The organism is Actinocatenispora comari (assembly GCF_017312725.1).
In the GTDB taxonomy this organism is placed as follows: Bacteria; Actinomycetota; Actinomycetes; order Mycobacteriales; family Micromonosporaceae; genus Actinocatenispora; species Actinocatenispora comari.
In genome coordinates this window covers 34,648-56,575 of record NZ_BOPO01000005.1, presented here as the reverse complement: position 1 = coordinate 56,575, position 21,928 = coordinate 34,648, and the positions used below count along the sequence as shown (strand labels likewise).

Genomic DNA, 21,928 nt, shown 5'->3' with positions numbered 1-21,928 from the left:
CGACCGAGTCGACCGAGTCGACCGAGTCGACCGAGTCGACCAGGACACGGTGACCGACTTCCTGGTCGGGTTCGCCGGCTCGCAGGCCTGGAACGGCACCCAGCCGGAGCGGCCGGCGCTGCCCACCTTCGCCGCCTTCTGCCGCGCCGACGCCCGCCGCTTGTTCGCCCTCGCACACCGCCGCCTCGGCAGGTCGCGCTGACCGTCTGGTGCCGCCCTGTCGTTGCTTGCCCGACTTCACCATCGCGGGTCGCCGATGACCAGGTCCGAGATCCGACCGCCGGCGGAACCCAGCCTCCCCCCTTCATCACCGTGGGCAGCCGTTCCGGCCACCGACCGGCACACGCACTGGCCGACGGGACTGATTTTGGTCATACTTGTGACCATGACGATCGTTCCGCTGGGTGAGGCGAAGGCCCATCTCTCCGAGCTCGTTGGCCGGGTTCACGACCACCATGAGCGCGTGACCCTGACCGTGCACGGCGCACCCTCGGCCATGCTGATCGCGATCGAGGATCTCGAACGGTTGGAAGAGACGATCGCGATCCTCCGCGATGCGGACACGATGCGGCGGCTGGCAGAGTCGGACGCGGAGCTGGCGCGCGGCGAGATCGTCGACGCCAGCGAGCTGGAGCAGGCGATGCGTCGCCGGCACTCACGACAGTCGTGACCCACCCGGGCTCCGCGGAGCCATACCAGCTTCGTACCACGCCGACGGTTCGCCGGGCTCTCAGCGAACGGCTCCCGGAGGCCGTCGCGGTCGCCGCATACGAATTCATGACCGGGCCACTCGTGCAGACTCCGTACCGGGTCGGCAAGCAGCTCATGCCGCCGCTCGCCGATCGATACAGCGCACGACGCGGCACCTACCGGATCATCTACCGGATCGACGACCGCGCGCGGACCGTGACCGTCGTCGACGTCGACCACCGTCGAGACGTGTACCGCTGACCGGGCACCGCCGTGGACGTTCGGGTCGCCGGGCTAGTTGGCGGCGCGGGCGTCGGGGACGGAGTCGAACGTCGAGGGGGCGGAGAGCCAGGTCATCCGGTTCAGCGGCCAGTAGGTGGCGAACGCGCGGCCGACGACCGACGACTCCGGCACCGTGGACAGCATCACGTTGTGGCTCTGCAGGTAGTGCTCGCGCGAGTCGGACGAGTTGGACCGGTGGTCGCCCATCAGCCACAGCCGGCCCTTCGGCACCGTCACCGAGAACGGCGCCTCGCTCGGCGGGTCCTGCGCGCCCTGCGCGTTGCGGTAGATGTACGGCTCGTTGATGGCCTTGCCGTTGACGGTGATGCGCCCCTTGGCGTCGTCGTACGCCACCTTGTCGCCGCCGACGGCGATGACCCGCTTGATCCAGTCGCCGCCGTCGCCGGTCTCCTCGGCCCACTGGTGCGGCGCCTTGAACACCACGATGTCGCCGCGGTTCGGGTCGTGGAACCGGTAGCCGAGCTTGTACACCAGCACCCGGTCGTGGATGTCGAGCGTGTGCTCCATCGAGCCGGACGGAATGTAGAACGAGGCGGCGATGAAGGTCCGGACGCCGAAGGCGACCACGACGGCGACCACCACGAGGATGACCAGCTCACGCAGCCAGGACCCGGCGCGCTTCGACCGGGCACGATCGGATCCGGCACGCTCGGACTCGGCGTGCTTCGACTCAGCGTTGGACACGCTGGGAGAATACGGCAGCGACCCGACGTAGCCGCGACCGCCCGGCTGGGAGTTCCCTGTCAGTCTCATCCGACCGCGTCCCGTCGATCATGACGTCAGCAGCGCGGCAAGCGCTTGCCGTACCGGCCGACACCACGATCGACGCCAACGGGGTGGGCGGCGTCACGCGGACACCGCGACGACCCGACGCTGCTCCGGGTAGAAGCAGGCGTGCAGTTGTTCGGGGTCGCCGTGGTGCGCCAGGTCGGGACGCTCGGTGCGACACCGGTCGGTCGCGAACGGGCAGCGCGCCGCGAACAGGCAGCCGGCGTCGGACTGCGTGTCGGCCAGCGGCTCGGTCGGCGTCAACCGGTCGGCCCCCGGTACCTCCAGCCCGTGCAGCACCGGGATCGCCGACAGCAGGCACTGGGTGTACGGGTGGACCGGGTTGGCGATGATCGTCTCGGTCGGGCCGCGCTCGATGATCTGGCCACGGTAGATCACGTACAGGTCGCCGTCCGCGCCGATGTAGCGGGCGGTGGCCACGTCGTGCGTGATGAACAGGACGCTGACCCCGACGGTCTCCCGCAGCTCGCGCAGCAGCCGCAGGATGCCCAGCCGCAGCGAGACGTCGATCATCGACACCGCCTCGTCGGCGACCAGCGCCTCCGGGTCGACGGTCAGCGCCCGGGCGATGACGACGCGCTGCCGCATCCCGCCGGACAGCTGGTGCGGGTACCGGGACAGTACGTAGTCCGGTTCCAGCCCGACCAGCGAGAGCACCTCGCGCTGCCGCTTCGCGATCCACGACTTCGGCCGCCCGGTCTGCCTGGCGCGCAGGGTCAGCGGGTCGGTCAGGATCGCGTCGACCGTCCGGGTCGGGTTGAGTGCCGAGTACGGGTCCTGGTGGATCATCTGGATCCGCCGGAAGTACGGGTCGCGCTTGCGCCTGGACAGCGAGGTCAGGTCGACGCCATTGACCGACAGCGTGCCGGCGTCGTAGTCCTCCAGCCCGGCGAGGATGCGGCCGAGCGTGGTCTTGCCGCAGCCCGACTCCCCGATGAACGAGGCCGCACCGCCGGGCGGGATGTGGAAGTCGACCCCGCGCAGCGCCTGCACCGTCGAGCCGGCCAGCACGTTGCCGCGCGCCTTGAACGTCTTGACGATGCCGCGTCCCCGGATACCGTCACCGGCCGCCGAAACCACATCGTCCACTGTGGACTCGCTCATCGGCCCTCCTCCTTCGCCGGCAGTCCGACGAGGCACCAGGCGCGGCATCCCTGCCGCGCTCGCGCACGCGCGCTCATCGGCCTTCCTCCACCGAGACCTCGACCGGCAGGCCCGCCGCCACCGGATGGCAGGCGACCAACCGACCGGGCGTGATCTCACTCGCCACCGGGTCGGTGGTCTCGCAGTCCTCCCGCGGATCGGCCGCGTAGCGGGCGCACCGCTCCCGGAACACGCAACCCTGCTTCGGGATCGTGCCCAGCGTCGGCGGCCGGCCCGGCAGCGGCTGCGCCACCTCCGGATCGCCGGTCAGCCGCGGGATCGCGTTGATCAGGCCCCGGGTGTACGGATGCTTCGGGTCCTTCAGCACCTCGGTGGTCGGGCCCTGCTCCACCAGCCGCCCGCCGTACATCACGGCCACCCGGTCGGCGACCTCGGCGACCACGCCGATGTCGTGCGTGACCACCAGCGTGGTCAGCCCGCGCTCGGCGTGCACGTCCCGGATGATCGACAGGATGTTCGACTGCGAGATCATGTCCAGCGCGGTGGTCGGCTCGTCGAGCACCAACAGGTGCGCGTTGAGCACCAGCGCCAGCATGATGCCCACCCGCTGCCGCATCCCGCCGGACAGCTCGTGCTGGTACGAGTCGAGCACCCGGTCGCCGGACAGCCCCATCCGGGACAGCAGCTCCTTGGCCTGCCGTACCAGGGCGCGCTTGTCCTCGACGTGGTGCGAGCGGGCCAGGTCCAGCAGCTGCTTGCCGACCGTCTTCAGCGGGTTGAGCGAGTTCTGCGCGGCCTGGAAGACGTAGCCGATCTCGCCACCGCGCGCCTCGCGCAGTCGCTTGCCGGCCAACGACACCACGTCGCCGAGGCCGTCGATCTCGATCGAGCCGTCGGTGATCCGGCCCGGCTTCTGTACCGCGTTGAGCATGGCCAGCGCCATCGTCGACTTGCCCGAACCGGACTCGCCCACCAGGCCGGTGATCGAGCCCGGCGCCAGCTCCAGGTTGATCCTGGACACCGCCGGCAGCTCGCCGGCCGGCGTCCGGTACGCGACGGTCAGGTCGCTGATCCGCACCGCCGGGCCGACCTTCTTGCCGTCCACTTCGGACGGTTGGGTGACCGCAGTCATCAGTCCTCCCGCAGCCGGGGGTTGAACACCTCGTCCAGCGCGTCGACCAGCAGCACGACGCCCAGCGTCAGCAGCAGGATCGACACCAGCGGCGCCATCAGGTACCCCAGTCCGGCGCCGGTCTGGGTCACCCCGTTGGTGACCGCGAGCTGGATCATCACGCCCCAGTTGTTCGACGTGAACGGGAGCACGCCCAGGTAGAACAGGCCGACCTGGGAGTAGATGAACGTGGTCACGCCGATCAGCAGGTTCATCGCCACGTACGGGGCGATGTTCGGCAGCAGCTCGCGGGTGACGATGTGCCGGGTCGGCATGCCCAGACCGCGCGCCGCCTCGACGAATCCCCGCTCCCGCAAGGAAAGCGTCGCCGACCGGACCGAGCGGGCCAGGCCGCCCCAGCCGGTGAGCCCCAGTACCAGGCCCATCTGCAGTGCGGACGAGAACTTCCACACCGTGGACAGCACCAGCAGCAGCGGGAACCCGGGAATGGTCAGCACGAAGTCGGTGATGCGCATCAGCACCGAGTCGGGCGCGCCGCGCCGGTAGCCCGCGTACAGGCCGAAGGCGGTACCGATGAGCACCGTGATCAGCGCCGCGAACGCCGCGGCGACCAGCACGTACCGGGTGCCCGTGATCAGCAGGGCGAGCACGTCGGTGCCCTCGAAGTCGGTACCCAGCAGGTGCGACGCGCTCGGCCCGGCGAGGATCTGGTCGCTGTCTCGCGGCAGGTTGTCCGGGTACAGCCACGGGCCGACGATGCCGGTCAGGACGAACACCGCCACGATCGCGGCGCCGACCATCCGGCTCGGCTTGCGCTTGAGCACCTTCCACAGGTTGCGCCAGAACCCGGTCCGCCGGGCCGGGACCACCGCAGGCCCCGACACCGGCAGATCAACGGTCGTACTCATGCCGCCTCCGCGGTAGGGATTACGTCGGCGGTGCTGCCTGCCGCCTCCGCGGTAAGGATTACGTCGGCGGTGCTGCCTGCCGCCTCCGCGGTAAGGATTACGTCGGCGGGCATCATGTCGCTCCTCCGTGCCGCACCCGGGGGTCGATCGCGCTGTACAGCAGGTCGGCGGCGATGTTCGCGAGGATCACCGCGCCGGTGATCAGCAGGAACGCCCCGGACATCTCCGAGTAGTCACGGTTGCCGATGCTGTCGATCAGCATCGCGCCCATGCCCGGATAGTTGAACGCGTGCTCGATGAACACCGCGCCGCCGATCATGAAGCCGAGCGACAGCGCGAGCACGGTGAACAGCGGCAGCAACGCGTTGCGCGCCACGTACCGGAAGATGATCGAGGGTTTGATGCCGCGTAGCTCCGACGCCAGGATGAAGTCGTCCCCGAGCACCGACACCACGCTCGACTTCATCGTCAGCAGGTAGCCACCGAAGCTGGACAGCGCGAACGCCGCCGCCGGAAGCACCGCATGACTGATGATCGAGGCGAGGTACGGGCCGTTGAAGCCGGGGTCGATCAGCCCGTTCACCGGGCCGGTCGAGAACAGCTTCAGCTTCACCGTCAGGAACGTCACCAGTACCAGGGCCATCACGTACTGCGGGATGCCGTGCAGCAGCGACCCGATCAGCGACAGGATGCTGCCGACGTGACCCTCGCGCTTCATCGCGGCGATCACGCCCAGCACCACGCCGATCACGAAGCTCAGCAGGGTACCCGCGAGCACCAGACCGATCGTCCACTTCGCCGCGCCGAGGACCTCGGTGGTCACCGAGACCCCCTGCGCGGACACCGACTTGCCCAGATCGAAGTGCAGCAACTTCCACAGGTAGTCGCCGTACTGCGAGATCCAGGAACCGTGCGGCACGAACCCGTACGTCACCTGCACCTGGGCGCGCGCCTGTTCGGCGGACACGCCCTGCGCGAGCAGCTTCTCGTACTGGGTCTGCACCGGGTCCCCGGGCATCAGCCGGACCAGCACGAACGTGAACGTCGTGACGACCCAGATCATGACGACCCCGCGGACCAGGTGGCCCGCGAGGCGCCGGAGGAACGCAAGCACGTCGGCCCTACTTCTTCTTCTGGATGTAGCCGAGCTGCATCCACATGCCCGGGTGCAGCCGGAGCACGTCGGAGTCGTTCTTCGGGTAGTTGGTGAACCGGGACTCGTTCACGAACTGGATGTTCGTGTAGTCCCAGATCTGGATCGCCGGCAGCTGGTCGTTGCTGTAGGCGGCCAGCTTCGCGACGATCTCCTTCTGCTGCGCCTCGTTCGCCTGGGCCAGCTTGTTGGTCAGCTCGCCCGGGTTGATCGTGCCGAGGCCCGGGATCGTCGCCTTCTCCGCGCCGCCCATCCAGTTGCCGTTCTTGCCCGGCGCCGAGTGCTGCACGTTGGCGCCGAACTGGTTCCAGCCGTTCGACGGGCCGTACAGCCGGGCGTAGGCGTCGTGCGTGGACGGGCCGAGCGCGATCAGCCAGAAGCCCAGCTGGTACTTGCCCTCGGCGATCTCCGACAGGTACGTCGCGTAGTCGGCGGAGGTCTTCACCTCGGTCTTGATGCCGGCGTCGGTGAGCTGGCTGGAGATGGACTTGCCGCCGGCGATCCAGTCCGAGAAGCCGTTCGGCACCTGCAGCTGCAGGGTGAAGGGCTTGCCGTTGGCCTGGATCCACTGGCCGCCCTTCTTGCTCATGCCGGCCTTCTTCAGCTCCGCCTCGCCCTTCCCGGCGTCGTGCGGGTACTGGTTCAGCTTGTCCACCGCGGCCTGGCCGATCCACGCATTCGCCGCGTCGGAGATCAGGCCGGTGGTGGTCTGCGACGGCGCACCGCCGATCGACTCACCGATCTTGGTGGTCAGCTTCCGGTCGATCAGGTACGCCAGGGCGCGCCGGACGTGCACGTTGTCCAGCGGCTTGACCGACTGGTTGAACGCCAGCGCGGCCGCCACCGGGCTGAACCCGGAGATCATCTTGTTGCCCTGCTTGGCCAGGATCTTCTTGCGCACGTTGGCCGGCGTGGCGGTGTAGATCGCCGCGTCCAGCTCGCCGGCGATCAGGTAGTTCCAGATCTGCTCGTTGCCCGAGTAGTTCTTCAGCACCACCTTGCTCGGGGCGATCTTGTCCGCGTCGAAGAAGTGCGTGTTCTTGACCAGCACCGCCTCGCCCGGGTTGACCCGCTGCAGCACGAACGGACCGGCCGACACGTCCTTCTTCGGGCCGAACTCCACCAGCTTCTTGCCCAGCGCCTGGACCTTGCCCTGCGCCGCGGCCTGGTCCTTCTTGCTCGCCTTCGGGTCGGTGGCGGTCTTGATCAGATCCCAGATGTTCGCCGGCATCTGCGGCCCGTACACCGAGTTCGGGACGACCCACATGTTCAGCACGTTGCGCAGGAACGAGTTGTTCGACGAGCCCGGCGACTGGTCGAACTCGATCGTGTGCGCGTCGATCACCTTCACCGCGCCGACACCGCCGGCGGCACCCGGCGCCACCGCGAACGCGCCGCCGCCCTGGCTGAACGACACCGCGGCCGACGCCTTCACGTCGTCCGCGGTGACCGGCTTGCCGTCCGACCACTTCGCGTCGGGGCGCAGCTTCACGGTCAGCTTCAGGTGATCCGGCGTCTCGCTCCAGCTCGCCGCGAGCGCCGGGTAGAACGCGTTCGCGTCGGTCAGCGAGTTCTTCGCCCAACCGAGCTTCATCGCGTTGTAGCCCTGGAACGAGTTCGTCTTCTGGTTGTACGGGTTGATCGGCGCGTTCGCGTCGATCTCCGTCTCGATCGCGGTGAACACGTCCGCCGACGACGAGTCACTGGAGTCGGTGCAGCCGGCCGTACCCATCACGGCGGCGAAGCCGCCGGCCGCGGTGAGACCCGCGAAGGCCCTTCTCTTCATCTCTTCTCCTGGGGGGAACGGGGGGAACAAGCCACGTGAGGTGCAGGTAGGGCTACCGGCGCGCGCCGACCAGCAGGTCGGCCGCGGCGGAGAGGTTGACCCGGGCACCACCCCGGGTACCGAGGTATCTCCCGGCCGCGAGGGGCCGGTCGGCACCGGTACCGATGCCGACCACCACCGCATCCGGCCTGGTGGCGAGCACCGTACCCAACCGTTGCCGGGTGGTGGGCACCCGGTGCGCGTCCCGTACCACCACGACCAGGGGTTTTCCGGTCGCGGCGGCCAGCGCGTCGGACAACGCGTGATCCGCATCGCCGGTCGGCACGAGGGAGTCGGCCGGCGCGTTCGGCGCCAACCGGGTACCGGTGACGCGCGGGTCGCGCGCGTTCAGCATGGCGAGCAGGCTGCCGGCGGTGAGCTCGATGCCCTGGCGCGGCGGGCTGAGCTCCAGGACGTACGGCGCGGCATCGAGCCGGCCGATGCCGGGGTCGGCGACCAGCGCCCCGCGCGCCGCGGCGGCCATCTCGGCCGTCGTCGCCGCCGCGGTCGGATCGCCGGGTACCGGCCCGGCCAGCGCGCGCACCCGGGCCACCGCCTGCGCGACCCGCTCCGGCGACAGCGCCGGATGACCGACCAGGTGGTCGCGCACCTCGCGCTGCAACCGGAAGTCGCCGGTCATGCAGACCAGGTCGGCGCCGGCGGCGAGAGCCTGCGCGGCGCCCTCGGCGACGCCGACGCCGGCGGCGATCGCCGACATCGTCATCGAGTCGGTGACCACCGCGCCGCCGAAGCCCAGCTCGTCGCGCAGCAGCCCGGTCAGTACCGCCCGGCTCAGCGTCGCCGGTCCGTCGCACAGCCCTGGGTAGACCACGTGCGCGGTCAGGACGGCCCGGACGCCGGCGGCGATGGCCGCGCGGAACGGTACGAGGTGCGGTTCGAGGTCGCCGGTGACGGTGGGCAGCGCCAGGTGCGAGTCGACGGCGGTGTCGCCGTGCCCGGGGAAGTGCTTGGCGCAGGCGGCGACGCCGGTCGACTGCAGCCCGGTCAGGTACGCGACGACGTGCGCGGCGACCCGGTCGGGGTCGGCGCCGAACGAGCGGGTACCGATGATCGGGTTGTCCGGGTTGGTGTTGACGTCGGCGACCGGGGCGAGGTTGAGGTTGATGCCCAGCGCGGCGAGTTCGGCGCCGATCGCGGCACCGACCCGGGCGGTCAGCGCGGTGTCGTCGACCGCGCCGAGCGCGAGGTTGCCCGGGTGCGGCGCGCCGGTGGCCGCGTGCAGCCGGGTGACGTCGCCGCCCTCCTCGTCCACCGCGACCACGACGTCGTCGCCGGCGGAGCGGATGTCGGCCACGAGTTCGCCGAGCTGGTCACGGTCGGCGATGTTGCCGGCGAACAGCACGACGCCGCCGAGTCCGTCGGCGAGCCAGTCGCGCAGTGGACGCGGCAGCGTGTAGCCGTGCATGCCGACGAGCAGGCAGCGGTCAACGGTGCTGGTCACGCAGAGCATCCTCGCATCGCCGTAAGCTTTTGGCCCATGATCAAAGCTCACAAGAAAATAAATTTCTTGCCGGCTGCGCGTTGCACACGTGATCTCGGCACACCGTAGAGGATGATCCGGACGAGGGCCACCACATGCCCCGTGGGCGTGCGGACCGGCGCGGTCAGGCGCTGGCCGGCCGGGAGCGGCGATGGGCGTCGCGCAGCCGGCGCAACCGGCCCACCGTCACCGGGTCGGCGGCGAGCGCCGCCGGGGTGTCCAGCAGCGCGTTGAGCACCTGGTAGTAGTGCGTCGGGGAGATGCCGAACTTGTCGCGGATGGCCTGCTCCTTGGCCCCCGCGTAGCGCCACCACTGCCGCTCGAACTCCAGGATGCCGCGCTCACGCGGCCCCAACTCGTCGCTGTCCGGCACAGGTTCGTTCATCGCTCGCATTCAACCACGCACCGCCGACAACCCGCCGGAGCAGGCGGTCGGGCACCGAAACCGGGTCCGGACAGAAAAACAGCCCGCACGACGAGGGGGCCGCCCCGCCGTACGGGCTTGCGTACAGTTGCTCATTATTGTGGGTCACCGCGCACGCGTCAACGGTGACGACCACAGATGGTTACCGTGATCCACGCCTCACCGTCGGCCGGCGTCAGACCCGGATGACCTCCACCCCCGCGGTCGAGAACTTGTGCGTGAGCTCCTCGTTCGCGGTGGAATCGGTGACCAGGGTGTGCACCCGGTCGATCGGGCAGATCCGCGCGAAGGCGTGCTGACCCAGCTTGGACGAGTCCGCGACGATCACGATGCGTCGCGCCCGCGCTGCCATCAGCTGATTGATCGCCGCCTCGCCCTCGTTGTGCGCGGCGGCGCCGAGCGCCACGTCCACCGCGTCCACCCCGAGGAACGCGACGTCGAGCATCAGGTCGCGCAGGATGCCGGTGGCCAGCGGCCCGATCAGCTCGTACGACTGCGGGCGGACCACGCCGCCGGTGACGACGAGCTTCACGTGCGGCCGCACGATCAGCTCGTTGGCGATGTTCAGCGCGTTGGTGACGATGGTCAGCGCGGTGCCGTCGCCGGTGGTACCGGCGGCGAGATCGGGCCGGGTGGCGAGCGCCCGGGCCACCTCGGTGGTGGTGGTGCCGCCGTTGATGCCGACCACCATCCCCGGCGTGACCAGGGCCGCGGCCGCGGAACCGATGCGCTGCTTCTCCGGTGCCCGCTTCGCCGACTTGTACCGCAACGGCAGGTCGTAGGAGACCGCGCTCGCCACCGCGCCACCCCGGGTGCGGGTGATCATCTGCTGCTGGGCGAGCTGGTCGAAGTCGCGCCGGATGGTCGCCTGCGAGACGTCCAGGCGATCGGCCGCGTCCTCGACGCTGATCCGGCCGGATTCGGCCAGCACCTCGAGCAGTGCGGTCCAGCGCGCGTAGCGGTCCACCGGGGCCTCCCTACACTTCACCACGAGTACGCGTGCACAATGATGCGCGAAACAGGGGCACATCGTCGAAGGACATGCGCGAAGCTTACGCGCAACCGGCGCGAACCGATACTGCGCCGGCGGCGCCAACCTACTGGAGGGGCCATGTCGGACGCAGCAGGGAGCACCCCGGCGGTGCTGGACGAGATCGCCAGCCAGCCGGACTGTTGGCGCCGCGCCGCGGCGATCGCGGCCGACGCGGCCCGGGCACTGCCCGCCGACGGGGAGCGGGTCGCGGTCGTCGGCTGCGGCACCTCCTGGTTCATGGCCCAGTCGTACGCGGCCCGCCGGGAGGCCGCCGGCAAGGGCGTCACCGACGCGTTCGCCGCCTCCGAGATGCCGCTGACCCGCGAGTACGACCGGCTGGTCGCGATCAGCCGCTCCGGCACCACCACCGAGGTGCTGGAACTGCTGCACCAGCTGCCGCCGAGCGTGCCCAGCGTGCTGCTGACCGGCATCCACGACGCACCGATGGCGCCGCTGGCCGGCGACACCATCGTGCTGGACTTCGCTGACGAGCGGTCCGTGGTACAGACCCGGTTCGCCACCACCGCGCTCGCACTGCTGCGGGCCAGTCTCGGCGAGGACCTGACCGCCGCGGCCGACGACGCCGCCACCGCGATCGCCGAACCGCTGCCGCTGCCGGTCGACAGCACCGAGCAGGTCACGTTCCTCGGCCGCGGCTGGACCGTCGGCCTCGCGAACGAGGCGGCGCTCAAGTGCCGCGAGGCCGCGACGTTCTGGACCGAGTCGTACCCGGCGATGGAGTACCGGCACGGCCCGATCTCGATCACCGGCCCGAACCGCGCGACCTGGGTGTTCGGCATCCCGCCCGAGGGGTTGGCGGCGCAGGTGGCCGACACCGGCGGCACGTTCGTCGAAAGCGGGCTGGACCCGATGGCCGACCTGGTGCGGGCGCAGCGGTTCGCGATCGCCGTGGCCACCCACCGCGGCCAGGACCCCGACCACCCCCGCCACCTGACCCGTTCGGTCATCCTCAACCCATGACGCAGCAGAGCGCCGGCGCCGCCGGCACGGACGCGGAGCGGGTCGAGGTCGCCGTGGCGATCGACGTCGGCGGTACCTCGATGAAGTGTGCGGTGGTCGACGGGGCCGGTACGGTCCGGCACACCGAGCGGCACGACACCAACGCCGACCGCGGCCCGGACGCGGTGGTCGCGACCATCGGCGACGTGGCGGCCGGGCTGGCCGACACCGCCCGCGCGCGGGGACTGACCCCGCGCGCGGTGGGGCTGGTCGTCCCGGGCGTGGTCGACGAGGTGCGCCGGGTCGCCGGGTACTCGGCGAACATCGGCTGGCGGGACGTGCCGTTCGGCGAGCTGATCGACGCCCGGACCGGGCTGACCACCGCCCTCGGCCACGACGTACGGGCCGGGGCGGTCGCCGAGGCCCGGCTCGGCGCCGGTGCCGGCAGCGACAACGTGCTGTTCGTCGCCATCGGTACCGGCATCGCCGCCGGCCACGTGCTGTCCGGCGTGCCGTACCCGGGTGCGCACGGCGCACCGAGCGAGCTGGGCCACGTCCAGGTCGTGTGTACCGACGGGCCGCGGTGCGGCTGCGGCCGGTACGGCTGCCTGGAGGCGGTGGCGTCCGCCTCCGCGGTGGCCCGCCGGTACGGCGAGGCGGGCGGGGACCGGGTCGCCGCCGCCGAGGTGGTCCGCCGCGCGGTCGCCGGCGAGGAGCGCGCCGGCCGGGTGTGGCGGCAGACCGTCGAGCTGCTCGCGGACGGGCTGATCACCGCGATGCGGCTGCTGGACCCCGAGGTGATCGTGATCGGCGGCGGGCTGGCCGAGGCCGGCGCGGCGTTGCTCGACCCGCTGCACGCGGCGATCATGGAACGGCTCGCGTTCCAGACGATGCCGCGACTGGTGGCCGCCGCGCTCGGCGACCAGGCCGGCTGCATCGGCGCCGCGCTGCTCGCGCTGGACCGGTTCCATGCCGGGTTCGCCGCCGGCTCGCCGACCGGGCACTGAACGACACGCCGCCGGGTCGCCGACCGGGCGCTGAGCTGAGGAGCTGTGCGGATGCCGCTGTTGCACAACGCCCGGGTGGTGACCCCCACCGAGGTGCTGGACCGGGCGTGGCTGCGCGTCGAGGACGGGCAGCTCACCGAGCTCGGTACCGACGCACCACCGTCCACGGTGGACGACGTGGACCTGGGCGGGCACACCGTACTGCCCGGGTTCGTGGACATCCACACGCACGGCGGCGGCGGCGCCACGTTCACCACCGGTGACGCCGACCAGGCGCGTACCGCCGCGGCGTTCCACCGCCGGCACGGCACCACCACGCTGCTGGCCAGCCTGGTCACCGCGCCGGCCGAGCTGATGGCCGCGGCGACCACCGCGTACCGGCCGCTGGTCGCCGACGGCACCCTCGCCGGCCTGCACTACGAGGGCCCGTACCTGTCGCAGGCGCGCTGCGGCGCGCAGAACCCGGCGTACCTGCGCGACCCCGACCTGGACGAGCTCGGCGGGCTGCTGGACCTCGGCGGGGTGCGGATGGTGACGATCGCGCCGGAACGCGACGGCGCGCTGGACGCGATCCGGCTGCTGGTCGAGCGGGGCGTGGTCGCCGCGGTCGGGCACACCGACGCCAGCTACGAGCAGGTCGGCGCCGCGGTCGAGGCCGGCGCCACGGTCGGTACGCACGTGTTCAACGGGATGCGCCCGATCCACCACCGGGAGCCGGGGCCCATCGTCGCGCTGCTCGACGCGCCCGGCGTGACCTGCGAGTTCATCGCGGACGGGCACCACCTGCACGACGGCACGCTGGCGTTCGCGGTGCACGCGGTCGGCGCCGGCCGGGCCGCGCTGGTCACCGATGCGATGGCCGCCGCCGGCATGTCCGACGGCGAGTACGACCTGGGCGGCCAGGCGGTGACCGTCACCGGCGGGGTGGCCCGGCTGTCGGTCGGCGGCTCGATCGCCGGCTCCACCCTGACCATGGACGCCGCGCTGCGCCGGGCGGTCGGCGCCGGACTGTCCATCGTGGACGCCGCGCGGATGGCCGCGACCACCCCGGCCGCCGCGCTCGGCCTCACCGACCGCGGCGAGCTGACCGTCGGCAAGCGCGCCGACCTGGTGGTACTGGACGAGTTCCTCGCGGTGCGCCGGGTGATGCGGAACGGGGTGTTCCAGTGATCCTGACCGTCACCCTGAACGCCGCGCTGGACGTCACCTACCGCGTCGACGAGCTGCGGCCGCACGCCACCCACCGGGTACGGGCGGTGTCCGGCCGGCCCGGCGGCAAGGGCGTCAACGTCGCCGCGCTGCTGACCGCGCTGGACGAGCCGGTGGTCGCCACCGGCCTGGTCGGCGGGCCGACAGGGGAACAGATCCGGGACGGGCTGGCCGCCGCGGAGATCCCGGAGGCGTTCGTCCCGATCGCCGCCGACTCGCGGCGCACCCTGGTCGTGGCCGACGGTACCGACGCGACCGGGTTCTGGGAGCCGGGGCCGCCGGTGACCGAGGCGGAGTGGGACGCGTTCGTCAACCGGTTCCGCGGGCTGGCCCGGGTGGCGCGCGCGGTGGTGCTGTCCGGCAGCCTGCCCACCGGACTTCCGGACGACGCGTACGCGCAGCTGGTGGCGATCACCGCGGAGGCGGCCGTACCGTCCATCGTGGACGCTGAGGGCGCGGTGCTGGCGGCGGCGCTGCCGGCCGGACCCACCGTGGTGAAGCCGAACGCCGCCGAGCTGGCGTCGGTACGCGGTGGGGTCGTGCCGGAGTCGCCCGCCGAGGTGTTGGCCGCCGCGCACGCGCTGCGCGACGCGGGGGCCGGCGCGGTGGTGTGCTCGCGCGGACCGGACGGGCTGATCGCGAGCACGCCGGACGGCGCGTACCGGGCGGTGCCGCCGGAGACGGTGACCGGCAACCCGACCGGCGCGGGCGACGCGGTGGTCGCCGCGCTGGCCCGCGGTCTCGCCAACGGCACGCCCTGGCGGACGGTGCTCGGCGACGCGGTGGCGCTGTCCGCCGCGGCGGTCGCGGCGCCGGTGGCCGGTGCGGTCGACGGCAGCGCGTACGACCGGCTGCGGCGGGCGGTGGAGGTCGAGACCATGGTGCTGCCCGAGTCGCTGGCGGACTGAGATGTCCGGCCCCGCACCGCAACCACCGACCGCCGGCGCCGGCCTGCCGGTCCGCGCCCGACCGACCGCACCCGCCCGCCGGACGCCGGCCCGACGGGATCCGACGCAGAGGAGCCGAGAGCGATGCCGCTGACACCGACCGGTCGGCTGGTCGCCGACGCCGCCGCCGCGGGGCGCGGAGTCGCCGCGTTCAACGTGATCACCGTGGAACACGCCGAGGCGATCACGGCCGGCGCCGAGCGCGCCGGGTTGCCGGTGATCCTGCAGATCAGCCAGAACGCGGTGAAGTTCCACGGTGGGCGGCTCGGCCCGATCGCCGCGGCCACCGCCGCGGTCGCCGAACTGTCCACTGTGGACTGTGCGATGCACCTGGACCACGTCGAGGACCTCGCGTTGCTGCGGCAGGCGCCGGCGCACCGGTTCGGCTCGGTGATGTACGACGGGTCGACGCTGCCGTACGCCGAGAACGTCGCCGCGACGCGGGACGCCGCCGCGTACTGCCACGAGCACGGGCTCTGGCTGGAGAGCGAGCTGGGCGAGGTCGGTGGCAAGGACGGCGCGCACGCGCCCGGAGTGCGTACCGATCCGGCCGAGGCGCGCGAGTTCGTCGCCGCCACCGGGGTGGACGCGCTCGCCGTCGCGGTCGGTTCCTCGCACGCCATGACGTCCCGCTCGGCCAGCCTCGACCACGCCCTGATCGAGCGGATCGCCGCCGCCGTACCGGTACCGTTGGTGCTGCACGGCTCGTCCGGGGTGCCGGACGACGAGCTCGCCGCCGCGGTCCGGGCCGGCATGGTGAAGATCAACATCGGTACCGCGCTGAACATCGCGTTCACCGGCGCGGTGCGTACCGTGCTGGCCGGCGACGAGAAGCTGGTCGACCCGCGCAGGTACCTGGCCCCGGCCCGGGACGCGATGACCGACGCCGTCGCCCACTTCCTCACCGTCCTCGCCGGCTGATCCGGCCCGGCCGCGGCGTCGCCGCGGCCGGGCCGGATCAGGTCAGTTCACCGGCGGACGGTGGAGCCGCACCGGCTCGCCGAAGTGCGAGTACAGCGTCACCGACGGGATCGCCGTGGCGCCCTTCGGCGCCTCCCAGGACCAGAGCTGCTCCACGTAGCCGGTCTGCACGTTCACCCAGGCCTGGGTGGTGTCGTAGCTGCCGTCGCCGATGACCGGCTTGGTGCTCGTCACGCTGTACACGTCGAACTTCTTGCCGTCCCTGGTCTTTCGGCCCAGCAACCGGACCGGGCCCTCCTTCCGCATGTCCGCGAGGATGCCGGACATGGTGGCGGTGTCCTCGCCACCGCAGTAGAAGGAATCCCGCGGCGGCGGCTGGCTGCCGTCCTTCGTGTAGTCCTTCGGGTCGTATTTCTGCCAGTCACGGGAGCCTGCGCCGCCGACCGGCGCGCGTTCGTAGATGTCGTTGCCGAAGATCTCCACGGTCGGCTCGGCGCCGCCCGGCACCGACATCCAGCCCACCTTGCGCTTCGGGTCCCAGCCGCCAGAACAGTCCGCACCGCTCTTGCGCTGGCTCCAGTCGGCGTAGCTTTCCATCTGGAAACTCGTCCCGGCCGTCTTGGTCACCGCGTCGACCAGCCGCACCGGTACCGTCGCCGGCGCCGAGCCGTGAGTCGTTCCGGCGGTACCGGAGGGGCGCGGTGAGGCCCCGACGGCGCGGTGCCGGGCGGTGCCGCCGTCGTCGTGGCCGGACATCCCGATCGCGGTACCGGCACCGACGACGGCCACCGCCCCGATCGCGATCGCCGACCGGCCCACGGCGCGGGTGCGGCCGGCGGCCCGGCCCCGCCGTACCAGGTCGGCCAGCGGCGCGGCGCCGACCGGCTGGTCGTCGACCATGGCGTGCAGAGCGCGGGAGAGTTCGTCGTGCTCGTTCATGTGTTGGCTCCTTCGTGGTTCGGGGTGGCGAGCTGGGCGCGCAACTTCTCCAGCGCGCGGGAGTTCTGCGACTTGACGGTGCCGACGCTGCAACCCAGCGCCGCGGCCACGTCCCGTTCGGACAGGTCGGCGTAGTGCCGCAGCACCACCACCGCCCGCTGCCGCCGCGGCAGCGCGAGCAGCGCCCGGTGCAGTTCGTCGTGCTGTTCCGGCGTCGACGGGCCCGGCCGGTCCGGCGGCTCCGCCACCAGCTGTTCCCGGCGTCTGCGCCGCCAGCGGCTGATCCGGCCGTTGACGAGCATCCGGCGCAGGTACGCGTCCGGGTTGCCGCCCCGGCTGACCCGCCGCCACCGCGGGTACAGCTTCACCAGGCTGTCCTGGAGCAGTTCCTCGGCCCGGTACCGGTCTCCGACGAGCAGCGTGGCGACCCGCAGCTGCGGGCCCCAGCACCGTTCGACGAAGGCGGCGTAGTCCGCGTCGCCCGCTCGTTCGCTGTCTTCGCTCACACCTCTCCCACGTCGCACCGGGCGGCCAGGTTGGCTGGCCCGGCGAACCGGTCGTCCGGCCGGGCGGGCGAGCGGCGAACCGGTCACGGCCAGGGGCGGGTGGCCGGCGGTGGGCGCCGTTCCAGCAGCGGCGGGAGCGGCAGCGCCGACCACGGCACCCGGCAGACGATCCGGTAGACCAGCGCGCCCAGGGCAAGGCCGGCCAGGTCGTCGGTGAACCAGTGAAACCCCAGGTAGAGCGTGGAGCAGAAGACCAGTACCGGCGGCGCGGCGCGCAGCACCCGCCGGGCCGGCACCGGCAGGTACGGGGCGAGCAGCGCGGCGGCCAGCCCGTACCACACGATCGCGTTGACCAGGTGCCCCGACGGGTACGACTCCTGCCCCGGCACCGTGAACGCCGGCACCGGCCCGCCATGGTGCGGCGCCGGTCGGGCGGTGACCGCCTTGAGCGGCACCAGCAGCGCACCGGACAGGATCGCCGCGGCCACCGGCGGCAGCAGCGGCCGCACCGTGCGCCGGCGTACCGCGAGCAGCAGCGCCAGCAGCAGCACCACCGTCATGATCCAGCCGCCGTTGCCGACCAGGTTGACCGCGCGGGCCAGCCAGTACGCGGCGGGCGGGCGGTGCGCGTCGCAGAGGTCACGCAGCCAGCGGTCGAACCCGGTCAGCGGGCTCGCGGTGCGCAACGACACGGTCAGCGCGGCGAACCCGACCGCCAACGCCACCTCGACCCACCAGCCGGCCGGACGCAGCCGGGGCCGGTGCAGGATCTCGGTGCGGATCAGGGTCGGCCCGCCCGGTCCAGCGCCGCCGGCAGCGGAACGCGTTGCCAGGGGATCCGGGCCAGGACCCGGCACAGCAGCACCCCGAGCAGCAGCCCGGCGAGCGTGTCGGTCAGCCAGTGGTACCCGAGGTAGACGGTGGTGATGGAGGTGACCACGACCGGCACCACCCGGACCGCGGTGAGCACCGTCGCCGGCAGGTAGGCGGCCAGCAGGGCGGCGAGCACCGCGTACCAGACGATGGTGTTGACCAGGTGACCGGACGGGTAGGACTGCTGGCCCGGGGTGGCGAACAGCTCGACCGCGCCGTAGTGCGGGGCGGCCCGCTCGGTGCCGAGCTTCAGCGGCCCGACCACGCCGTAGGTGAGCAGCTCCGCCGCGAGCACCGGCAGGACCGGCCGGGCGGTCCGCGCCCGGACCGCGAGGACGATCGCGATGACCAGGGCCAGCACCGCGAGCGGGGTGCCCTGGCCGAGGTGGTTGAACAGCCAGGCGGTCCAGTACGCCGCCGCCGGCCGGTGCCCGTCGCTGACGTCCCGGACCGCCACGTCGAGCCGCAGCAGCGCCGGCCACCACAGCAGCGCCGCGGTGATCGCGAGGAAGCCGCCAAGCAGCGCGGCGTCGACCCCCCAGGCCCGCGGTACCGGCCGGATCGCCACGACCGCCGAGCCGGAACTCACCGGCGTCCCCGCTGTGTCATCGCGCGCTCCCTCGCCGTCGGCCACCGACAGCGACCGTACCCGGCGGCACCGGGAGCATGCCGGCGATGACGCGAATCGGCCCGGATGTCCTCTTCGGGCATCCGGGCCGACCGGTCGGTGCCGCGGTTACAACAGCGACTTGATCTGCGGGTAGATCAGGTCGATGCGGACGCCGCTGTTCGGGCAGCCGCCGAGGTGGTGCAGCGCGATCACCCGGTTGGTACTGCGGGCGATGACCGGCGAGCCGGACGCGCCCGGCGCGGTGTCGCAGCGGTACCCGGTGTCGGAGTTGCTGGCGTACCCGTCGATGGTGGCCTGGTCGATCTGACAGGTCGAGTTGTTCTCCCCGTCGGAGGCGATGGCGAGCTTGGTCGGGTCACCCTCCGGGTGCTGCGGGATGTACACCTGCTCGCCGGCCTTCGGCTTGCGGATGTCCAGCCCCAGGTAGCCGAAGTGCTTGATGGACGCGAAGTCCGACACGCTGAACAGCGAGTAGTCGAGCGTCTCGTCGGTGCGCAGCAGCTTGTCCGCCGGTACCTTCGTCACCGGCGCGATCTCGCTGCCGCCGCAGCTGGAGCACTGGTAGTTGAACCAGACCTCGGTGTTGGACGTGTCGGCCTGGTCGCCGAGGCAGTGGTGGTTGGTGAGCATCCGGTCGTCGGCGGTGACCCGCCACGCGGTGCACAGCGTGGTGCCGTTGATCAGCAGCCGCGCCACCGGCAGCGAGTGCTGGTACTCGACCGGGTGGCTGGTCTTGTAGCAGACCGCGTCCTGCGCGTCGTCCGAGCCGCACACGCTCTCCGGTCGCCGGCCGCCCTCGGCGAGCCGTTCCTTGTGCTCCCGGTCGGCCCGCTGCGAGGCGGTGAACCCGTGCGCGACCTTGTCCACGTCCACGCCGAACTTGCCCAGGCCCGGGCCGGGCAACGTCTTGTGCAGCGTGACGACCGCGGTGTCGCCGGTGATCGACATCGCCCAGAAGCCGTCGGAGCCGCTCACCGTGCTCGGCGAGTCCTTGGGCAGCTTCAGCAGTCGCGGATCCCCGCGGTACGTGTAGCTCTGCCTGCCGGACTCGTCGGAGACGGTGACCCAGTCGCCGGGGCGTACCAGCAGGCGGGCGAAGTGCACCTTGACGTAGTCGGCGCCGGGGTAGCTGAACCGCGTGGTCGGGCTGCCCGAGTAGTCGACGTGCCGGGTCACCGAGTCCTGGCTGCCGGCCTCCTCCACGCCGACCGCGGCCGGCTCGGTGGCGGACTCGGTGTGCCGGGCCCGGCCCGTACCGCCGGCGTGCGACCCGGACGTCGCGGCGTCGCCGTGGCCGGTGTGCCGTCCGGTGGTCGCGTTCGCGGCGTCGTGCGCGCCGGTACGGGCGTCCGACCCCCGGTGCGCCGCCGCCGTGGCGTGCGGCGTGGAGCCGGCCATCAGGTGCCCGATGACGGGACCTCCGGCGGCCGCATCGCTGCCCACCGCGAGCGCGGCGACCGCCACCCCCGCGGCGACGAGCAGCCCGGTCCGACGACGTGTCATGTACCGCTCCCTCCTTGGAGGTGCCGCCGGCAGGGCCTGCCGACACCTCTGAACGAACGCCGGCGGTGTGCCGCGGCCGGCGCGGCGGCCACCGACGGTGGTCTCCTCAGAGGCGGTTAACGAGCGGCCCGGGGCGAAAGATGCGGTAAGTGGCTGTAGTACCACTCTGTGGAGTCATCGGGGCGGGCGGCGACGAGCGCGACGATCCTCACTGTCCCGATGGGCTGCCACCGGCCCCGTACCGGCGGCATGCTGAACACCGTGCACATCACCTCCGCGTTGACCGATCCGGCGCTGCTGGACCTGCCATGGGAGACGCCGCTCGCACAGTGGCCGGCCGACTGGCTGGTCGCGCTGCCCCGCGGCATCTCCCGGCACGTCGTGCGCTTCGTCCGGCTCGGCGACGTGGTGTACGCGGTCAAGGAGACCGGCCAGCGGGTCGCCGACAAGGAGTACGGGCTGCTGCGCGGGCTGGAACGGCTCGACGCGCCGGCCGTCGCCGCGGTCGCCATCGTGTACGACCGGAAGTCCGACGACGGCGAACCGCTGGAGCCGGCGCTGATCACCCGGCACCTCCAGTTCTCCCTGCCCTACCGCGCGCTGTTCTCCCACACGCTGCGGCCCGACACGATGAACCGGCTGCTCGACGCGCTCGCGGCGCTGCTGGTACGGCTGCACCTGGCCGGGTTCTTCTGGGGCGACTGCTCGCTGTCCAACACGCTGTTCCGGCGCGACGCCGGCGCGTTCGCCGCGTACCTGGTGGACGCCGAGACCGGCGCGCTGCACAACCAGCTGTCCGCCGGCCAGCGCGACGAGGACCTGGAACTCGCCCGGGTCAACATCTTCGGCGAGGCGCTCGACCTGGAGGCCGGCGGCTACCTGCACCCGTCCATCGACCCCGAGTGGGTCTCCGAGCAGGTCGTCGAGCGGTACGAGGGGCTCTGGCACGAGATCACCTACGAGCAGGTCATCGGCCGGCGCGAGCGGCACAAGCTGGAGTCGCGGATCCGCCGGCTCAACGACCTCGGCTTCGACGTCGCCGAGATGTCGATGAGCACCACCGAGGCCGGCGACGCCTACCGGGTGCGGCCCAAGGTCGTCGACTCCGGCCACCACGCCCGCCGGCTGCAACAGCTCACCGGCCTCGACGCCGAGGAGAACCAGGCCCGCATCCTGCTCAACGACCTCGACACGTACCGCGCCGCCAACGGCCTGCACGACGAGCAGATCGCCGCCGCCCGCTGGCTGACCGACGTGTTCGAGCCCGTCGTCGGGGCGGTCCCGGCCGAGCTGCGCGGCAAGCTGGAGCCGACCGAGCTGTACCACCAGCTGCTCGACCACCGCTGGTACATGTCCGAGGAGGCCGGCCTCGACGTCGGCATGCACATCGCGCTGATCTCGTTCCTGGACAACGTGCTCGCGCACAAGCCCGACGAGCAGTCCGTCCTCGGCGAGAACGTCGCCGCCTCCTGAGCCTCGGCGCGGTCTGCCCGCCGCCGGAGGAGGTTGTCGCGCCGGTGGGCCAGGTGGCCGGGCTGGTGGGCAAGGTAGCCGCACTGGTGGGCAACGT

At 71.9% G+C, this 21,928-nt stretch carries 22 protein-coding genes and 1 pseudogene; 9 read left to right on the top strand and 14 right to left on the bottom strand.

Annotated features, from left to right (window positions below; translation table 11 throughout):
- The 3 genes from NUM_RS02780 to NUM_RS02770 form a co-directional block, all read left to right on the top strand.
- A partial coding sequence (locus NUM_RS02780) for a hypothetical protein (RefSeq protein ID WP_207122930.1) occupies positions 1–202 on the top strand: 202 nt, incomplete at its 5' end.
- Positions 203–385: 183 nt separating this feature from the next.
- Positions 386–670, top strand: coding sequence for a type II toxin-antitoxin system Phd/YefM family antitoxin (locus NUM_RS02775; protein WP_207122929.1), 285 nt, complete (start codon positions 386–388; stop codon positions 668–670).
- 107 nt (positions 671–777) lie between these two features.
- A complete protein-coding gene (locus NUM_RS02770) occupies positions 778–951 on the top strand; it encodes a type II toxin-antitoxin system RelE family toxin (RefSeq protein WP_207122928.1) in 174 nt (57 codons plus the stop codon).
- Between the two features lie 33 nt (positions 952–984).
- Here NUM_RS02770 and lepB read toward each other — a convergent pair whose 3' ends face one another.
- From lepB to NUM_RS02725, 9 genes and pseudogenes are all read right to left on the bottom strand, one after another.
- Positions 985–1,677, bottom strand: a complete 693-nt coding sequence (lepB, locus tag NUM_RS02765; protein WP_370466918.1) for a signal peptidase I — start codon at positions 1,675–1,677, stop codon at positions 985–987.
- Between the two features lie 162 nt (positions 1,678–1,839).
- Complete coding sequence (locus NUM_RS02760; RefSeq protein ID WP_207122926.1) at positions 1,840–2,886, bottom strand: ABC transporter ATP-binding protein; 1,047 nt, start codon at positions 2,884–2,886, stop codon at positions 1,840–1,842.
- A gap of 73 nt (positions 2,887–2,959) precedes the next feature.
- Positions 2,960–4,018 carry an ABC transporter ATP-binding protein gene (locus tag NUM_RS02755; RefSeq protein WP_207122925.1) on the bottom strand — a complete coding sequence of 353 codons (1,059 nt, stop codon included), beginning with the start codon at positions 4,016–4,018 and terminating at the stop codon, positions 2,960–2,962.
- Entirely contained in the window at positions 4,018–4,926 is a 909-nt protein-coding gene (locus tag NUM_RS02750) for an ABC transporter permease (protein ID WP_207122924.1), read from the bottom strand. Before NUM_RS02750 ends, NUM_RS02755 begins: the two co-directional genes overlap by 1 nt.
- Before the next feature lie 112 nt (positions 4,927–5,038).
- Entirely contained in the window at positions 5,039–6,040 is a 1,002-nt protein-coding gene (locus tag NUM_RS02745) for an ABC transporter permease (RefSeq protein ID WP_225918291.1), read from the bottom strand.
- 7 nt (positions 6,041–6,047) lie between these two features.
- Positions 6,048–7,865 (bottom strand): ABC transporter substrate-binding protein, encoded by a 1,818-nt coding sequence (locus NUM_RS02740; RefSeq protein WP_207122923.1) that lies wholly within the window; start codon positions 7,863–7,865, stop codon positions 6,048–6,050.
- Positions 7,866–7,917: 52 nt separating this feature from the next.
- Entirely contained in the window at positions 7,918–9,375 is a 1,458-nt protein-coding gene (nagZ, locus tag NUM_RS02735) for a beta-N-acetylhexosaminidase (RefSeq protein ID WP_370466917.1), read from the bottom strand.
- Between the two features lie 154 nt (positions 9,376–9,529).
- Positions 9,530–9,760 (bottom strand): annotated as a pseudogene (locus NUM_RS02730) (DUF3263 domain-containing protein); the annotation flags it as partial.
- 244 nt (positions 9,761–10,004) lie between these two features.
- The gene (locus NUM_RS02725; RefSeq protein ID WP_030446834.1) at positions 10,005–10,796 is read right to left on the bottom strand and encodes a DeoR/GlpR family DNA-binding transcription regulator; all 792 of its coding nucleotides are present in this window, start codon (positions 10,794–10,796) and stop codon (positions 10,005–10,007) included.
- A 144-nt stretch (positions 10,797–10,940) separates the two neighbouring features.
- Between NUM_RS02725 and NUM_RS02720 the strand changes: the two genes are divergently transcribed.
- The 5 genes from NUM_RS02720 to NUM_RS02700 all read left to right on the top strand — a co-directional run bounded on the left by NUM_RS02720 (position 10,941) and on the right by NUM_RS02700 (position 15,906).
- Positions 10,941–11,843, top strand: a complete 903-nt coding sequence (locus tag NUM_RS02720) for an SIS domain-containing protein (RefSeq protein ID WP_207122920.1) — start codon at positions 10,941–10,943, stop codon at positions 11,841–11,843.
- Positions 11,840–12,829, top strand: a complete 990-nt coding sequence (locus NUM_RS02715) for an ROK family protein (protein ID WP_207122919.1) — start codon at positions 11,840–11,842, stop codon at positions 12,827–12,829. The genes NUM_RS02720 and NUM_RS02715 overlap by 4 nt, the downstream gene beginning before the upstream one ends.
- 51 nt (positions 12,830–12,880) lie before the next feature.
- Complete coding sequence (gene nagA / locus NUM_RS02710) at positions 12,881–13,999, top strand: N-acetylglucosamine-6-phosphate deacetylase (RefSeq protein WP_207122918.1); 1,119 nt, start codon at positions 12,881–12,883, stop codon at positions 13,997–13,999.
- A complete protein-coding gene (locus NUM_RS02705; protein WP_207122917.1) occupies positions 13,996–14,946 on the top strand; it encodes a 1-phosphofructokinase family hexose kinase in 951 nt (316 codons plus the stop codon). The genes nagA and NUM_RS02705 overlap by 4 nt, the downstream gene beginning before the upstream one ends.
- A 123-nt stretch (positions 14,947–15,069) precedes the next feature.
- Positions 15,070–15,906 carry a class II fructose-bisphosphate aldolase gene (locus NUM_RS02700; protein ID WP_207122916.1) on the top strand — a complete coding sequence of 279 codons (837 nt, stop codon included), beginning with the start codon at positions 15,070–15,072 and terminating at the stop codon, positions 15,904–15,906.
- A 42-nt stretch (positions 15,907–15,948) separates the two neighbouring features.
- Here the strand turns inward: NUM_RS02700 and NUM_RS02695 are convergent, their stop codons facing one another.
- The 5 genes from NUM_RS02695 to NUM_RS02675 all read right to left on the bottom strand — a co-directional run bounded on the left by NUM_RS02695 (position 15,949) and on the right by NUM_RS02675 (position 20,358).
- Positions 15,949–16,845, bottom strand: coding sequence for a hypothetical protein (locus NUM_RS02695; RefSeq protein ID WP_207122915.1), 897 nt, complete (start codon positions 16,843–16,845; stop codon positions 15,949–15,951).
- Positions 16,842–17,351: a SigE family RNA polymerase sigma factor gene (locus NUM_RS02690; RefSeq protein ID WP_207122914.1), complete on the bottom strand. Its 510-nt coding sequence runs from the start codon at positions 17,349–17,351 to the stop codon at positions 16,842–16,844. The genes NUM_RS02695 and NUM_RS02690 overlap by 4 nt, the downstream gene beginning before the upstream one ends.
- Before the next feature lie 83 nt (positions 17,352–17,434).
- Positions 17,435–18,076, bottom strand: coding sequence for a phosphatase PAP2 family protein (locus NUM_RS02685; protein ID WP_225918290.1), 642 nt, complete (start codon positions 18,074–18,076; stop codon positions 17,435–17,437).
- A 56-nt stretch (positions 18,077–18,132) separates the two neighbouring features.
- A complete protein-coding gene (locus NUM_RS02680; protein WP_207122913.1) occupies positions 18,133–18,813 on the bottom strand; it encodes a phosphatase PAP2 family protein in 681 nt (226 codons plus the stop codon).
- A gap of 147 nt (positions 18,814–18,960) precedes the next feature.
- Positions 18,961–20,358, bottom strand: coding sequence for a trypsin-like serine peptidase (locus NUM_RS02675; RefSeq protein ID WP_207122912.1), 1,398 nt, complete (start codon positions 20,356–20,358; stop codon positions 18,961–18,963).
- A gap of 219 nt (positions 20,359–20,577) precedes the next feature.
- Here NUM_RS02675 and NUM_RS02670 point away from each other — a divergent pair, with 219 nt between their 5' ends.
- On the top strand, positions 20,578–21,831 hold the full coding sequence (locus NUM_RS02670) for a DUF4032 domain-containing protein (RefSeq protein WP_207122942.1): 1,254 nt from the start codon (positions 20,578–20,580) through the stop codon (positions 21,829–21,831).
- Positions 21,832–21,928 lie beyond the last annotated feature (97 nt).

Bases quoted from the DNA above. Each gene is read 5' to 3' on its own strand.
- NUM_RS02775 (WP_207122929.1), top strand. From the start codon at position 386: ATGACGATCGTTCCGCTGGGTGAGGCGAAGGCCCATCTCTCCGAGCTC.
- NUM_RS02770 (WP_207122928.1), top strand. From the start codon at position 778: ATGACCGGGCCACTCGTGCAGACTCCGTACCGGGTCGGCAAGCAGCTC.
- NUM_RS02760 (WP_207122926.1), bottom strand. From the start codon at position 2,886: ATGAGCGAGTCCACAGTGGACGATGTGGTTTCGGCGGCCGGTGACGGT.
- NUM_RS02755 (WP_207122925.1), bottom strand. From the start codon at position 4,018: ATGACTGCGGTCACCCAACCGTCCGAAGTGGACGGCAAGAAGGTCGGC.
- NUM_RS02750 (WP_207122924.1), bottom strand. From the start codon at position 4,926: ATGAGTACGACCGTTGATCTGCCGGTGTCGGGGCCTGCGGTGGTCCCG.
- NUM_RS02740 (WP_207122923.1), bottom strand. From the start codon at position 7,865: ATGAAGAGAAGGGCCTTCGCGGGTCTCACCGCGGCCGGCGGCTTCGCC.
- nagZ (WP_370466917.1), bottom strand. From the start codon at position 9,375: ATGCTCTGCGTGACCAGCACCGTTGACCGCTGCCTGCTCGTCGGCATG.
- NUM_RS02720 (WP_207122920.1), top strand. From the start codon at position 10,941: ATGTCGGACGCAGCAGGGAGCACCCCGGCGGTGCTGGACGAGATCGCC.
- NUM_RS02715 (WP_207122919.1), top strand. From the start codon at position 11,840: ATGACGCAGCAGAGCGCCGGCGCCGCCGGCACGGACGCGGAGCGGGTC.
- nagA (WP_207122918.1), top strand. From the start codon at position 12,881: ATGCCGCTGTTGCACAACGCCCGGGTGGTGACCCCCACCGAGGTGCTG.
- NUM_RS02700 (WP_207122916.1), top strand. From the start codon at position 15,070: ATGCCGCTGACACCGACCGGTCGGCTGGTCGCCGACGCCGCCGCCGCG.
- NUM_RS02695 (WP_207122915.1), bottom strand. From the start codon at position 16,845: ATGAACGAGCACGACGAACTCTCCCGCGCTCTGCACGCCATGGTCGAC.
- NUM_RS02675 (WP_207122912.1), bottom strand. From the start codon at position 20,358: ATGACACGTCGTCGGACCGGGCTGCTCGTCGCCGCGGGGGTGGCGGTC.
- NUM_RS02670 (WP_207122942.1), top strand. From the start codon at position 20,578: ATGGGCTGCCACCGGCCCCGTACCGGCGGCATGCTGAACACCGTGCAC.